This window comes from Pseudomonas brassicae (assembly GCF_010671725.1).
In the GTDB taxonomy this organism is placed as follows: Bacteria; Pseudomonadota; Gammaproteobacteria; order Pseudomonadales; family Pseudomonadaceae; genus Aquipseudomonas; species Aquipseudomonas brassicae.
The window spans coordinates 22,105-35,916 of record NZ_JAAHBU010000042.1; the positions used below are offsets into that span (position 1 = coordinate 22,105).

Sequence of the window (13,812 nt, forward strand, 5' to 3'; positions counted from 1 at the left end):
CAGCTCCTTAAACATGGGTTGGATCGGCCAACTGGCGATTGGCGGCCATGCGCGTCATCTCGTCGAACTGACGACGCACGATGGGTTCGATGTTGAGAGCCAGTTGGGCCGCATCAGTGACACTGCCCTGCACGGTGATGGGCATGTGCGGGGCGAAGGTGATCTGCTGGGTGATCGGTTGCAGCGCAGGCCCCGCTGGTTGCGGCGCAGGCGGCAACGACAGCACTGTCATCGGCTCGCCAGCGCCAGGATGGATCGAACGTGCGACCTCTCCCAGCGACGTGGACAAGTGCGTAGGCGCACTGGCAGCAGGCGTGGCCGCCTCGTCGCCAGCGAACCATTTCCTGGCCAACGAAGCGCCCCACTCGGTCCCGACGATGCCCCCGATCACCGCACCGATCGCAGGGCCGACCACGGGCACGAACGCGCCCATTGCAGCGCCCGCCAGCGCGCCGCCAAATCCGCCTACGGCGCCACCATATCCCTCGGCCTTCTGCTCCTTCGTTTCCGCCGTCAGGAAGGTCTTCCCTGCCTTGTAGACCGCCTCCAGAGCAGCCGGTGCACGCACGCCCTTCATTGCCGCGCCGGCTGTGCCAAAGTAGCCTTTGATCTTCGCCCAACCTCCTGCCGGTGCGGGAGATGGAGATGGAGATGGAGATGGAGATGGAGATCGAGATCGAGATCGAGATCGAGATCGAGATCGAGAGCGTGACGATGAAGACCCGCGTTTGCCGGACTTTTTCTTGCTTGCTCGTCCGCCTCCGGTGCTGGTCGCGCCACAGCAAAAGTCCTGGGCATTGACCACGAACACTTTCTGCGGCTCGCTCCCCTCCTGCGCGTCGTCACCGCCCATTGCTTCACCGAAGGCATCGACGACCTTGAGGGCAGTATCAAGAACAGTCCCGCCGGCTTTTTCTGCATCCCCCTCGCCGCCGTCTGCGCCCTGTAGGTCACGCCCGATTTCCAGCAGGCCCTTGCCCAATTTGAAGGCATTCAGTGGTGTTTTCAGCGTCGCCAGCGTAGCGCCCGCAGCGGCAGCGCCTATCACCGCCAGCTTGGCGTTATCCGACAATGCCGTGAAGCCATTGGCAATATGAGTAATACCAACGGCTAGCCGCTCAGTCGCCGGGCGCAAGGCGTCATCGACACCGCTCATGGCCCCGTCGAACGCGTCTGACGCTTTACCCCATACCGACGACGATGCACCTGCAACAGGTGGCGTGACTTCATCGGTCGACTGGGGCGCAGGCACATCCGCGGCGCGTGTCGCAACGGCAGAAGGGGCCAATGCAGGGGGGCGGGCCACCGCCTCCTGGGCAACCTTCACAAACACCAGGCTGACCCGCGGCTGCGAGCGCCCGCGCGCAATATCGGCGAGCTTGAAACTGATCACCTGCACGTGCCCGGCGATGCGCTTCAACAACGCCAGGCTGCCCTGCGCGTCGTGCGCCTGTGTCCCGACCGGCTTGCCCGGCGAGGGGTCGAGCAGCACACGGCTCAACCCCAGTGACTGCCAACCGTGTCCAGTTCGGCTGTACGCTTGTCGCTCAACTGCGCGAGTTGTCGGATACGCGCGTCAAGCACTTTGAACGCGGCGCCTACGGTCGAATCGACCGAGGCGCCGATCACCCTTTCCAATGCCAGCGTGCTCGCCATAGGTCCCCCTTTACGTATAGAACCGGCTCACTCCGTGAGCCACCAGACCATGTCGTGGAACGACATGGTCATGATCTCGGTGGCAGAAAAATTCAGCTCCCTGGCAAGGCGCCGAGCGGCCACTTTCTGCAAGGCGGGGTCAAAGCTCGTCGTCTTGCACCAGGCGAAAATAACCAGCCTGCAAGCGGCTGTAATCCTTGAGCGCCAGGCCTTCAAGGTCCTTGACGCCCACCTCGGCAAGCGACGCGAACAGGTTCAGTTCGCGTTGCTCGTCATCGCCGCTGCCGGACTGGGCGGCACGCACATCGCGCACCGTCGGCGAGCGCAACGACAGGCTGTCGACCTGGACGCCATTGGCCTCGCTCGGCTTGGTCAGCTTCACCATCACGCCCTCGGCGCTCAGCTTCATCCAGCCGGGCATTTTTGCTTGAGTCATGGGTACTCCTTAAAGGCCAAGGGCCGAACGCTGCGCCGCAAGCTGATCGACACCGTCGATCACGCGCTTCATGCCGACCGGGTCGATCTCGTAGATCAGGCGCCCGCCGACTTCCAGCTTGTAGTAGGTGACGCCGACGGTGTGCTTGATCTCGGCCTTGTCGCCGGCCTTCCAGTCGCCCATGTCGACCTCTTTGAGCGAACCGCGCAGGGTCACCACCACCGGGGTGATGGCGCCCTTGAGGCCTTTGAAGGCACCGCGGAAGGTGCCGTTGAACGCGGTGCCGTCGGCCAGGCCGAAGAACTTCAGCGACTCGCGGCGCACGCCGGTGGTGGTAAAGCCGGCCTCCTGTTTTTCCATGCCCATGTCCATCTCGACGGGCATGTCCATGCCGCCCACACGGTGCTCTTCCATCTTCAGGGTGAGCTTGGGCAGGGTCAGGCTGGTGACGTCGCCCTGGAAGCTGGTGCCATCGACGAACAGGTTCAGGTTTGCCAGGGTTTCGGGAATCATTGCCATGTTGTGTGCTCCTTACGCTGCGTTATCGAGAACTTCGGTCAGCCACTGGTTGGTGACCTCGACGCGGAAGTTGGGGTTTTCGGCCGGCGGTACGTCGGTGAAGCGGATGTTCCAGTACACCTTGCCCTGCTCCAGCTGGCTGGCGCTGTTCAGCTCCGGGTCGGCAAAGACTTCGAAGTTGATGATCGCGCCCTGGGCCTTGAGGTCGCGCATGAAGGCCTGCAGGCCTTCGGTCACATCCTTGACGTAGGTAGCGGTGATCGAGCGGTCGACGGCCCATTTGTGCCCATAGAGGATCGCGTCCATCACGATGTCCAGGGTGCGCACGCGGGTGACGAAGGCCCATTTCGGGTCGCTGCTCAGGGTGCGGTTGCCCCACAGGCGGTAGCCGTCATCGCGGATGATGGTGGTGATGTTGGCGTTGTTGAGCAGGTTGGCGCGGCAGGTCTCGTCGCCGTCGAGGAACTCGATCGAGCGCGTGGTGCCGGTGATGCCGACGAACTCCTTGTTCGACGGCGAGGCCCAGAAGCCATACTCGTTGTCGGTCCAGGCGAACAGGCCGGCGACCCACGCCGACGATGCTGCATCGACCGTGGCATTGGCGGTGGTGTCCCAGTACTGCACGCCGGGGTCGACCATGAACGCGCGCTTGGCGCCGAAATTTTCCGCGTAGGCCAGGGCGGCTTCGTCGGTGGTGCCAGGCCCGTCGATGATAGCCAGGCCACGCAACTTGTCAGCCAGGGCGATCAGCGCGGTGCCGACCGCCTGGGTGGCGCTGTGCTTGGGGGTTACCAGCAGGCGCGGCTGGGCGTTGAAACGGCTCTTGCCGTCGAGCAGCGCTTGCAGGCCGGTGCGCTTGCCGTCGGCCTCGACGCTGCCGATGATTGCCGAGGTCTGTTCGGCTGCATCCGCCACCTTGGCCACGCCGCAGGCGACAATAACGGCCTTGGCGCGCCGGTAGATGGCCTGGCAGGCACGGGTGATGGCCGAGTCGCTACCAAAGGCGGCGATGGCTTCGCGCTCGCTGGTGATCAGTACCAGGTCATTGTACTTGGCACTGGCGCTCACGCCTTCGCTGAAGGTGTCCACCAGGCCGATGATCGAGGACGACGGCAGTGCGATGGTGCGTGCGCCAGTGTCGACGTTGGTGACGGTGACGCCGTGAAAAAAACCACTCATGGATAAACTCCAGGTATGAAAAAGGCCCTGCGGTGCAGGGCTTGAAGAGGAATCAAAAGCTGCCGAAACTGCCTAGCGCATCACGCCAGGAAGTCCCACGTCAGCGAGATCGCTGCTACAGCGTTGTTGGAGGCGGTCCAAAGACCGTAGCCGGCAGGAATGAACAGCGGATAAGGCTGGGTGTACTGCCAGTTGTTGCTGCTGGCTACCCCGCCAAAAATGGCGTGTACCGTCATGTCACCGAGACGAGTAGGTGCCTTGGGGCCGCAGTACAGGTTGATGGTGCCGCCACCGGTGCAAATGGTGGCGGTTCGCAGATAGATACCTTCCTTGTTTTCTTCTGGGCTGACGACTTGAGTCATCGTGGTGGGATGAGCATTGAAGAAATGCTTGCCTACTTTTACGGGTTCCATGGTTTCTTACCTACTGAGTCGAATGATGAGTCGCGGAGAATTCCGCATGCAATGAAAAGGCCCTGCGATGCAGGGCCTTGGAGGTGAAGTCAGAATGAAAAAGCCCCGACAGCGCGGGGCTTCAGGGGGTATTGCTCTCCAGCCAGGCGGGCGGTGTCGGCCGGTGCTCGACGGCGGGAAACAGATCGGACTGGGGCCAGTCACGAAGGGCCTGTCGGTATTGCAGCAGCTCGGCGAACTGTTCAGGCAGCAATGTGATGATCAACTGCATGTACTGCTCGTCGCGATGGCGAGTTACCGACCATTCGGTAGAACTGATCACAGCGTCACGCCAGGCACGCTCGTAGGCTACAAGCTCATCGGCAGTAGCTGGAGGCGGATCGATCAGCACCGGCAATCCTTGTTCGTCATGACAGCGAACCTTTCCAGGTGCAGGCTCCGCTATGACCGTAAGAAAGCGGGATACATCGATTTCAACTGCGTCGCTTGGCATTGAGCTGCTGTTGACGCCTTCAAGATAAGTGCATCCGGTGGACTGGCTATAAAATCTCTTCACGTTATCAGTGTCCTACTGCAAAGAAGCTAAATACACCGGCGTGAACAGATGCATTGCCTTGTGCCGAAAACATCTGAAACCCCGTTCTCGACTTGGTGTATCCAAGGCTAATCACGCTCCCGATAGAACTGGTTTCGTCCGTAAGCTGCAGCGCGAGGCAGGCCGTTGGAAACTCCAGCGTGAAGCTAAAGCTCTGGCCTGAAGCCGAGGCATTCAGCGTACCCCATTGAAAAATTACGCCACCTAGCCACGTAGGCAGCACTAGATAGCCGTTGGTTGTCAGGCTCATTGAAAAACCCCAACGCATTTTCTTCGGGGTCACAATCACATCATCCGCTGCACCCGCATCGACCTGCGGCTGTGTAGCGATCCTTGCAATGCCGAGGTTGTTTTCAGTCGCCTGGGCGGCCAACGCGGCCAGCGCGGCAATATCAATACTTCCTTGGTTGATCGGCGCGTTCCAGGCCTTGATGCACCACATCACAGCGAGGCTGCGCGGCCGAGTTTCGCCGAATTTGGTACTTTCCTCGATGAGTGTCGTAAGGTGTATACCTGCGCTCGTAAGTGTACTAGCCGCAGGAGTCCTCAGCACCGATGACTCTGCCGGCTCTGCAAACACCTTAGAAGCACCGTTGAAGGGTGGCGCATTCCAAGAGATAGTGCGAACAATCCCAAGACCATTATCTGACCCCACAACAGGCGTACCGTGACGGTGGTCAGCCTCGTTCTGCGCCTGCAAAGAACCAATGGTCCGACCATAATCAATACCGCGACCATGATCCCAACCTCGCAAAAATTCAGCGCGCGATTCAGGCAGACGGAAATAACCTGCCGGCTCCGTACCGTCGTTGAATACCCCGCCCAGGAAAGCTGCAAGGTCAGGATAGGCCGCGATACTGTGAACGCTGTGATCGACCTCCAGCCAACCCGGCGGAATCTTGTTTACAGGGAGCGCCGCCATAAACCCCACCGGCATTGCCGAAGCCTCGGCAATCATCGCCTCGACCTGGGCCTTGGTGTAGGCGTCTGCGATGCCATAGCCATTCAGGGTGGTCGGATTGGTTGCCGCGACGACGCGACCGTAGGCATCCACCTTTACGCTGCGATAGGTGCCGGCAGCGACCCCGGTGCGCCCGAATGCCATGTCGAAGGCCAGCGCCGTGACGCCCAGGGTGACAGGTGCATCCGTCACCAACTGCCACCCACTGTCGCCATTGAGCGTGCCCCGCTCCACCAGCACCAGCAGCCCGGGGGTGACCTTGGCGCTGGTGTCCGCATCCGTGCACCGCGTCCACGCGCCACTGGCAACCAGGTACAAGCCGTTGTCCTTGGCCGCCGCCTGATGCTTCACCAGCACCCGCGCCCCGGCCGTCAACGCCACACCGTCCACCGTCTGCAGCCCGCTCAAGTTGATCGCAGCCGTGGTGGCCGCCAGCACCGAATGCTTGAAGTCCTGACGGGCCAGCTCTTCGGTGACGAACTCGCGGGTAGCCAGCACCACGCTCGGGTCGATCTTGAGCTGCACATTGCTGGCGCTGCTGACCACTAGGTTCATGCGTACCACCTGGGTACGGCCCGAGCCCTGGGTGAGCAGCGGCTTGTAGGTCGGCGCACAGTTGGCCACCGCCACCAGATCGCCGTCGGCATCGTACAGCCCCACCTCACGGATCCAGCGCCCGCCGATCTCGGCCGGGATGACCTGCTCGGCGACGATGACCGCGCTGTCCTTCTCGTCCACCTTGAGCTGATTGAGTGGCGCTCTTCGCCACTCGTTCAGCAGGCTGGTCCAGCTGGCATCGGGCATCGGCAGCGCAGGGTTGTCCAGCCCGGCCGGGCTGGCGTCCCCCACGGCCATGTGAGTGATTTTCCAAGGGATGCCCAAGGCATCCGCATTGGCCTGCTTCGCGGCGCCGACCTTGGTCAGGATCGCGTAAAACTGGGAAGTCTGATCAACCATTAGTAGATGTCCAGATAGTCAATGGTGTGTTCTCGCCCACCACGCCCAACGGCGCCGGTAACCTCGACGTCACGGGGGGCGGGCGGGTAGATATCAAGTTCGTCGCCGTCTTGAAGCGCGGCGCCTAGGTGCAGCGAACCCGTGGATTGCAGGCTGATGACCAGGCCGCTCAGGTGCCGACTGACCGGCCGGGCGTTGTCGATCAGCCAGGTCAGCTCCTGGTAGGTTTTTTCGCTGATGCCCGCGTCCGACACGCCGATCTTGAGCGCGAACGTACCCGGCTGTGCCGGGGGCACGGCGTCGAACCACTCCTGCACCTCGATCAGGTAGCCAAACGGCTCGACTACACGGCGCAACGCGCCGATCGTGCCCTTGTGGGCATGCACGTAGAACGAAGAGCGGATCACCGAGCGCTTGATGGCCTCGGACCAGGTGTCGTCCCAGCGGTCCACCGACCAGGCCCAGGCCAACTGGTACAGCAGGTGCGCCGGGCAGGTGTCGGGGTTGTACAGGCTGCGCAGGGCGACCTTGAGGTCTTCGTGTGAAGCAGCCTCGACAGCCCGCTCCAACGGCGTGCTGTTGAGCGGCAGGAGGCTGTGCATGTCAGCCACCCCGCGTCAGGTCGAAACCGCTGCACCAGGCCGCCTGCGCCTTGCTCGGGCGGATGTCGCTCCAGTTCGTCAGTTCCACCCGCGCCACCCCGGCAATGTGTAGCTGTGCATCGATGGCCGAACGCGAAACTTCCACGCCCAAGCGCCGCCTGGGGTTGATCCAGGCCTGCAGGCGACGCTGACACTCGGCCAGGGTGGCCTCACTTTCCGGCCCGGTGCCGGCCAGGTGCAACAACGCATCGATGCGGTAAGGCAGGATCTCGGCGCTGCGCACCGTGAGCCGGTCGGCCAGCGGACGCACATCGTCATCGTTGAGCCGGGCACGCACCTGGGCCAGCAGTTCGGGGCTGGCAACACCGTCGCCCTCAAGGCTCAGTACCGTGACCTCCACCACTGCCGGCGACGGGCTTTCCGCCGACGCATCGGCCACCTGTCCCGACGCATTGCGCGCATGCAGGATGTAGCTGTTGCGCGGCCCGGCGGTGGTCAGGCCTTCGTACACCAGTTGCACCCGCTCGCGCAGGGCATCGTCCTCCTCCAGCACCTGGGCCGTCGGCGGCACGCTGTTGGCGTCCTCGGCCTGCACCACCAGCCGGGCAAGCTGCACGTTGGCCGCCAACTGGTCCAGGTCACTGCCCTGGGCGTACGCCAGCAGCAGCGCCTTGGCCGCATCGTTGACCCGCGCCCGGTTGAGCAGCTTGCGGTAGGCGCCCACCTCCAGCAGCTTGGTCACCGGGTCGCTCTCCAGCAATGCGTCCCAGTTGTCGCCCATGTGCGACCGAAAGGCCGCCAGGTCATCCTGGAAGATCGCCTCGAAGTCGAGGTCTTCCAGCACCTGCGGCGCGGGCAGCGCCGATAGATCCACAGTGCTCATGCGCTTACCTCCAGCAAGTGGCTGTCGCCCAGGTACTGCCCGCTCAGTTGCAGGCTGATCTGCCCGCCCACCACCGCCAGCACACGCACGCGCTGCAATTTCAGGCGTGGCTCCCAACGGCTAATGGCGCGTGCCACCTCGGCCTGCACCGCGCTTTTCCAGCCTTCGTTGACCGGCAGGTCGACGAAGCGGCGCAGCTTGCTGCCGTAGTCAGGACGCATGCGCCGGCTGCCCAGCGGGGTGGTGAGAATGTCTTCGATGGACTGGCGCAGATGCCCGATGCCGGACAGCGTCAGGCCACTACGGCGATCCATGCCGATCATCGTGGGGCCTCCCTGAGCTCGATGTATGCAGTAGCCATGATGTCTCCAGGCATAAAAAAGCCCGCGTCGGCGGGCGGGTTCAGTGCTTGTGGTTGGCGGTGTTGCCGCCGGTGTCGATGATCTTGCCGGCGCCCAGGATGTCGCCGCTCACACGCAGGCCACCGTTGATGCTCACCTCACCGGTCAGGGCAATGTTGGCGGCGTTCAAGGTGATCGTGTTATCGGTGACCAGCAGCGAGCTGCCCGCCACTTTCAGGCTGACCGTACCGCCGGGCAGTTCGATGCTGTAGCTGCGGGCCTGCCAGTCGTAGACCAGCGAGCCGCCATCGTCGAAACGCCAGGCTTCGACATGCTCGCGGTTGTCTGGCGGCGCGCCGGCATGGCCGTACAGGCCCGGCACGAAGGTGCCCAGCGCGGGCTCGCCGCTGGGGCTGAGCAACACGCCCTGCTCGTCCAGGCTCGGTGCTCGCCAGTGGCGGGCCTTGCCGGCGGCCTGGCTATGCCAACGCACCCAGGCACTGGTCCAGCCGGCACCGTCCGACACCCGCACCCGCGCCGTGGCCAGATCAACGCCCACCACACGACAAGGAATCACCAGCGCCGCCAGCATGCGGTCATGCATGGAGGTTGCGTAGCTCATGCCAGGTCCTCCGGCGCTTGGTAGGCAGCGCTGTGCGCGGGGCCGGTGTCGGGGCTGAAGGCAAACAGCAATGTGCCCGGTGGCTGGTCCGGCCACGGCCATTGCAGGTCGCCCAGGTACACCGGTTGTTGCCACTGCACCCGCCACTCCACGGCGACTGACACCGCATCAGTGTTGGCAAGCGGACGGGCGCTGGCGTTGCTGCTGGCCTCGACGAAGTCCAGGCACCAGAATTGCTGACGCAACAACTGCGTCAGGCGGGCCGCCAGCGTGGCGGCTTGCAGCGGCGCCTGCGGATGCTGCGCATCGACCAGGATACGGGCCTCGAACGAGGCCAGGATGCAGGTGCGCCCGTCGCCAGGGTCTGCGCCGGGCTGCAAGGCAGTAAATGTATGAATCAGTGCCGGCAGCAGCGTGTGCTGCTCAGCGACCGTCAGCGCCTGCACGGTAGCAAGCTCAGGCATGCTTGCCTGCAGCGTTGTGGTGATGGCCTGGCTTAGCCGGATAAGTTCGCTCACACCTGCTTCTCCTGTTCGCTGCAGCGACTACGGCTCGAACCAGCCCGTTGGTGCAATGTGCCCAAAGGATCGCGCAGTGGACAGAACACCCGCCGTCTTGAAGTTGAAGTGCTGCGGGTACAGAAACGCCAGGGAGATACCACCGAATACGAAGCTGCGCGACCCGGCGTTGTCCTTGAGGTCATAGTTGGTGCGCACCTCATGGTTGCCACTGTCCGGCGAGAAGTACTCGGCGTAAGGGCCGACCGCAGCCGTACTCATGACACAGGTGGAGTCCATCCTCACGCCGGTCGCCAGCGGGGAGATGTAGCCCGAACAATCCAGCGTCATCCCCGCGTTGGCAGTTGTGCCGTTTGTTTGCGGGTGCATGATGTAGATGCCCCTGGACACCACCTCGGTGCCGGTGTCGTAGATATTGCGTACCTCATGGGTATCGAGGTAGAACGGCGCGAGGTAGCAGAAGTGCGCGAACCCCGGCGGTGCGGGCAACAGGAACGCGCCGAACGACAACGATCCGGCATCGTCCAGGGTGATGCTGGTGGAGGTGTTGGCGACGATGTGCGCGACCCGGCCCGACCATTGGCCACCCTCGCTGATGACCAGGCACTCGACGCCGGCAAGGTTGTCATGGGCTGACCAGTCATAGGTCTGCGCCGCGACTTCATGGACCCCCTCACCGGCCTTGTTCAGCGTGATCACATTGCCGTCGACGCTGCCCACCCGAAGGAACGGCATGGTCTTGACCACCGCGCTAGTATCGCCGTTGTTGGCACAGGCGAAGGCGGCATACCAGCTTTCCTTGCAGTTGCTGCGTTCAGCGCCCAGACCTTCAGGTGCCACAGTGGCGACTTTGCTGGCCATGGCGAAGGCGGGCACCATGGCCCGGGTATAGTGACCGCGATAGCGGAACCCGCCCATCACGCAGAAGGACCGGCTCAACTTGACCGAAGTGGCCGAGCCGTAGATCACCGGGTCGCGGGGGCCTTGCGCCATGGCAAGCCCCAGCTGTGCGGCGTTGTCGTACAAACCTGTGGTGTAAGGCATGGTGTTTTCCCATGAGTGCAGAATTCGAGGCAAAAAAAAGCCCAGGTCAAGGGCCTGGGCTCATCGGTTGAAGGCGCACGGTGCACCTTCGTTGAAGCGTTCCATCAGGGCGCGCCGGGATGCTTGACGGCCGCGTTCGAAGGCCGACGAAGCCACAGGATCAGCGCCCCGATCAGGCCCAGCAGCGCCATGCACACGCCGGCGACGATCGCGTAGCGCGCAGCATCATTTGCAGCCGTGACCACGTGATGGTGCAGGCTGTCGTCAAACAGCACCTGCCCCTGCAGGGTGGCCAGCTCGCGCAGAACCGCACCACCCGGTGTCACCTCGATCGTCAGCGCCACCGGCGTGCCAATGCGCAGGCCAGCCAGCGCAAACGCCTGCCTGTCGGCATAGGCGGGACGACGCTGAGGTTGAGGATCGCCCGGCACCTGGAATTTCGCGCCAAACTGGACCAGCGAACGGTCCTGCTTCCACACCGCCCCCTCGCTGGTGACTGCCCCCTGCAACTGCACCCAGCGCCTGTAGTCCGGCGCCTCATAGTGGCGCCAGTTGGCCAGGTACAGGCTCGCAAATACCAGGTTGGCGATCGCGAATACCACGCACGCGATGGCTTTGGTCCTGCCAGGCAGGGCGTTGAGCTGGGAAAGCGCAGAAGGCATGAAGCTCCTTGGTGCAGTGCAGTCAGGGTCGATTTTCAGCGCTCAACCTTATCATGCAGGCCTTCAGAAATAGCCGTCCTGGCGACCCGAGCAGCAGCCATAGCCATCCTGGCTTGAACCGGGGAACTCCAGCGGACCGATGTCGACCCGGGCGATCGGCCCCTCAGGTAACTGAATGATCTGTGGGATAGTGCCACCGCCACCGTAGTAGACGCCGCCGCCAGCACCTGCCCCTGCGCCCGGCTCCGGGTCGGGGATGAACTGCGCCCGGCTGAGCGAGACACTGTCACTGCCAGGGGTCCAGTGGGCAACGGCAACGTTGCCCGAGTAGATCCCGGTAATCTGTTCGAAGGGCACCAGTTGCAGGTCCGGTGCCAACCAGTAATCGGGATAGCGCGCGTCTGGGGTGCTCTTGAAGTATCGATCGATCACCGGCCCCACCATGCTGTTGAACAGGTTGCTGGCTGCATTGGACGTCACCACGCTGTACAGGCTGGCGCTGACGCCTACCGCAACGAACCCGGCAGCCGCGACCCCGGCACCGGCCGTGAGCAAGGTGATGCCGGCGGCCACGCCAGCCACGTTACCGATCAGGCTGACCACGTCACCCAACTGGAACGTGCCGTCGGATTTGTACTCGGCGCTGATTTTCAGAAACACGATGGTGCCGGCCAGGGTATTGGTCGGAATGCTCAGGAACGGCACAAACCCCTTGGTGAGTTCCACCACGGAGGTCACGGCGGCGGTCACGGCGATGCCGGTCTGCGCGCTCTGGCTCACGAGGCTGAAACCGCTCTTGTCGGTGTTGAACTGATCGACCAGCGAAGCCCCTGCGTTGAGGTGCCCTACGCCGTCACTCGCCTTGTCGACAACGCCGACGATTACATCGAATTTTCCTGCCATGGAAATGATCTCCTTCAGATCAGGGTCTTGAATGCCAGGGTCATGCGCAGCCGATCACAGGTGGCGGCTGGCGAACGTGCGCTGTGCGGCACGTGCCCGTTGAAAATGACAATGCGTCCCGGCTTGGGCAGCACCGACTTGATGATGTTTTGCTTGGCATGGTCGTAGAACACCAGCTCTCCGCCCCAGGACGACGCCCAGTGCTCATTGCAGAACATCACCACGGTAAGCCCTTGCTCGCTGGCCTTGTTGTCGCGGTGGATGGGCGAATCCTGGCCAAAGGTCTGGCCATTGGCGTACACACCCAGCAAGGTGGCGTCAGGCATGTGGGCCGCTTTCACCCGGTCCCAGAACCCCGCCAGCACCTGCCACTGCTCGTGCTCACGCAACTCGCCTTCGGCCGAACGCTTCTCCATGCGCTGGCTGCCGGCGACAAAGCTGTGCCAGCACGGACGCACATAAGGTGCATCATTGACGGGCCAGCCGTAGCGCCAGCGCGCCCCGTTGAGTTGCTGCAGAATCTTGCTCTGCTCTTCGCCAGTGACCGCATCGTCGATGACGCGGATATCGGCCTCGGTAAACACCATGCTCATCGTTCACTCCTTTTCCCGGTTGTAAGGGTTGCTCGCCGCTGACGCCTGCTGAGCCTCGCCGGCCTGCGTCTGGGCCAGGCCCAGTCGACGGGCAGCCCAGCGCTCATACAGCCCGATGGCCACATCGGCACCCGCCATGGCGGTCAGGCAGCCAAAGGCGGCAGCACTCCAGATCGACATGCCGCTGGCATACAGCAACATCACCGTCGACACACCGCACACCATGCAGGCCCCGGAGCGCAGCAACAGCCGCCTGAACAGGCCCCAGCCACGGGCCCCCTCCTTGTCCGCACGCCACATCTCGCCGGACAAGCCGCCCAGCAGCGCCAGGACGATGACCATCCAGATGGGCATTTCCAGCAACGTCTGTTGCTCGTTTGTCATGCTCGTACTCCTTGTTGAACAGCCGATCACTCGGCATTCCAAAAAGCCCGGTCGCCCAGGCTTTTCAGTAATGCGTTGTCGGATCGCCGGCCACTGCTGGTGCCCCGGGCGATCCCGCTTCAAATTGATTTTCCGACCGCGGCCGCCTGCCCGCCGGATAACTGCTTACGGTGCTTTACGCTGCACACCCGGGTCAGTTGCCAACCCTCTGAACAGTTCAGGCCTGTTCATCGCTGCCTTTGTCACCGCCGGTGTCTGACCGGCTTGAGACAAAGATTATGCATCAATGCATATACAGTCAATGCATTTGTGGAAATATTTATGCATTTTATTTTGCACGTATGCATGCAGCCCTTGCGCAGCGCAGGCTGGAGGGCTTTTTGCCGAGGTGTTTGCCGGGCGCTCAGGAAGGTGCCAGGGCTGCCAGGATCGCTTGGATGACCCTTGGCACGGCGATCCACCCCGCCACAGGGTGAGCGGGCTCGTTGGCTCGACGCCCCCACGCCTGGTCAGAAAGGGACGACATGAGGGCACCTGCGCGCCC

The 13,812-nt window shown here is 63.0% G+C and carries 18 protein-coding genes; all 18 read right to left on the minus strand.

Translation table 11 applies throughout. From position 1 onward, the window contains the following. Positions 1-7: 7 nt before the first annotated feature. The gene (locus G3436_RS03950; RefSeq protein WP_163941469.1) at positions 8-1,492 is read right to left on the minus strand and encodes a hypothetical protein; all 1,485 of its coding nucleotides are present in this window, start codon (positions 1,490-1,492) and stop codon (positions 8-10) included. A 5-nt stretch (positions 1,493-1,497) separates the two neighbouring features. Further along, positions 1,498-1,656 (minus strand): hypothetical protein, encoded by a 159-nt coding sequence (locus tag G3436_RS03955; RefSeq protein WP_163941542.1) that lies wholly within the window; start codon positions 1,654-1,656, stop codon positions 1,498-1,500. Between the two features lie 139 nt (positions 1,657-1,795). Further along, positions 1,796-2,092, minus strand: coding sequence for a phage tail assembly protein (locus G3436_RS03960; RefSeq protein WP_163941543.1), 297 nt, complete (start codon positions 2,090-2,092; stop codon positions 1,796-1,798). 9 nt (positions 2,093-2,101) lie between these two features. After that, entirely contained in the window at positions 2,102-2,611 is a 510-nt protein-coding gene (locus G3436_RS03965) for a phage major tail tube protein (RefSeq protein WP_163941551.1), read from the minus strand. 12 nt (positions 2,612-2,623) lie between these two features. After that, on the minus strand, positions 2,624-3,790 hold the full coding sequence (locus G3436_RS03970) for a phage tail sheath subtilisin-like domain-containing protein (protein WP_163941553.1): 1,167 nt from the start codon (positions 3,788-3,790) through the stop codon (positions 2,624-2,626). Between the two features lie 80 nt (positions 3,791-3,870). After that, entirely contained in the window at positions 3,871-4,203 is a 333-nt protein-coding gene (locus tag G3436_RS03975; protein ID WP_163941555.1) for a hypothetical protein, read from the minus strand. Positions 4,204-4,324: 121 nt separating this feature from the next. Beyond that, positions 4,325-4,759 carry a tail fiber assembly protein gene (locus G3436_RS03980; protein ID WP_338001200.1) on the minus strand — a complete coding sequence of 145 codons (435 nt, stop codon included), beginning with the start codon at positions 4,757-4,759 and terminating at the stop codon, positions 4,325-4,327. 4 nt (positions 4,760-4,763) lie between these two features. Then, positions 4,764-6,716: a phage tail-collar fiber domain-containing protein gene (locus G3436_RS03985; RefSeq protein ID WP_163941557.1), complete on the minus strand. Its 1,953-nt coding sequence runs from the start codon at positions 6,714-6,716 to the stop codon at positions 4,764-4,766. Next, complete coding sequence (locus tag G3436_RS03990; protein WP_163941559.1) at positions 6,716-7,318, minus strand: phage tail protein I; 603 nt, start codon at positions 7,316-7,318, stop codon at positions 6,716-6,718. The genes G3436_RS03985 and G3436_RS03990 overlap by 1 nt, the downstream gene beginning before the upstream one ends. A gap of 1 nt (position 7,319) precedes the next feature. Then, positions 7,320-8,201, minus strand: coding sequence for a baseplate assembly protein (locus G3436_RS03995; RefSeq protein ID WP_163941561.1), 882 nt, complete (start codon positions 8,199-8,201; stop codon positions 7,320-7,322). Then, complete coding sequence (locus G3436_RS04000) at positions 8,198-8,524, minus strand: GPW/gp25 family protein (protein WP_163941563.1); 327 nt, start codon at positions 8,522-8,524, stop codon at positions 8,198-8,200. Before G3436_RS04000 ends, G3436_RS03995 begins: the two co-directional genes overlap by 4 nt. A gap of 79 nt (positions 8,525-8,603) precedes the next feature. Next, the gene (locus tag G3436_RS04005) at positions 8,604-9,164 is read right to left on the minus strand and encodes a phage baseplate assembly protein V (RefSeq protein WP_163941565.1); all 561 of its coding nucleotides are present in this window, start codon (positions 9,162-9,164) and stop codon (positions 8,604-8,606) included. Then, positions 9,161-9,628 (minus strand): hypothetical protein, encoded by a 468-nt coding sequence (locus tag G3436_RS04010; RefSeq protein WP_178116315.1) that lies wholly within the window; start codon positions 9,626-9,628, stop codon positions 9,161-9,163. The genes G3436_RS04005 and G3436_RS04010 overlap by 4 nt, the downstream gene beginning before the upstream one ends. A gap of 81 nt (positions 9,629-9,709) precedes the next feature. Then, positions 9,710-10,726, minus strand: coding sequence for a hypothetical protein (locus G3436_RS04015; RefSeq protein ID WP_163941571.1), 1,017 nt, complete (start codon positions 10,724-10,726; stop codon positions 9,710-9,712). Between the two features lie 104 nt (positions 10,727-10,830). Further along, complete coding sequence (locus tag G3436_RS04020; RefSeq protein WP_163941574.1) at positions 10,831-11,388, minus strand: hypothetical protein; 558 nt, start codon at positions 11,386-11,388, stop codon at positions 10,831-10,833. A gap of 63 nt (positions 11,389-11,451) precedes the next feature. Next, the gene (locus G3436_RS04025; RefSeq protein WP_178116313.1) at positions 11,452-12,291 is read right to left on the minus strand and encodes a hypothetical protein; all 840 of its coding nucleotides are present in this window, start codon (positions 12,289-12,291) and stop codon (positions 11,452-11,454) included. Between the two features lie 14 nt (positions 12,292-12,305). Then, complete coding sequence (locus G3436_RS26975; protein ID WP_178116314.1) at positions 12,306-12,884, minus strand: 2OG-Fe(II) oxygenase; 579 nt, start codon at positions 12,882-12,884, stop codon at positions 12,306-12,308. Between the two features lie 3 nt (positions 12,885-12,887). After that, positions 12,888-13,268 (minus strand): phage holin family protein, encoded by a 381-nt coding sequence (locus tag G3436_RS04035; RefSeq protein ID WP_243667002.1) that lies wholly within the window; start codon positions 13,266-13,268, stop codon positions 12,888-12,890. Between the last annotated feature and the right edge of the window lie 544 nt (positions 13,269-13,812).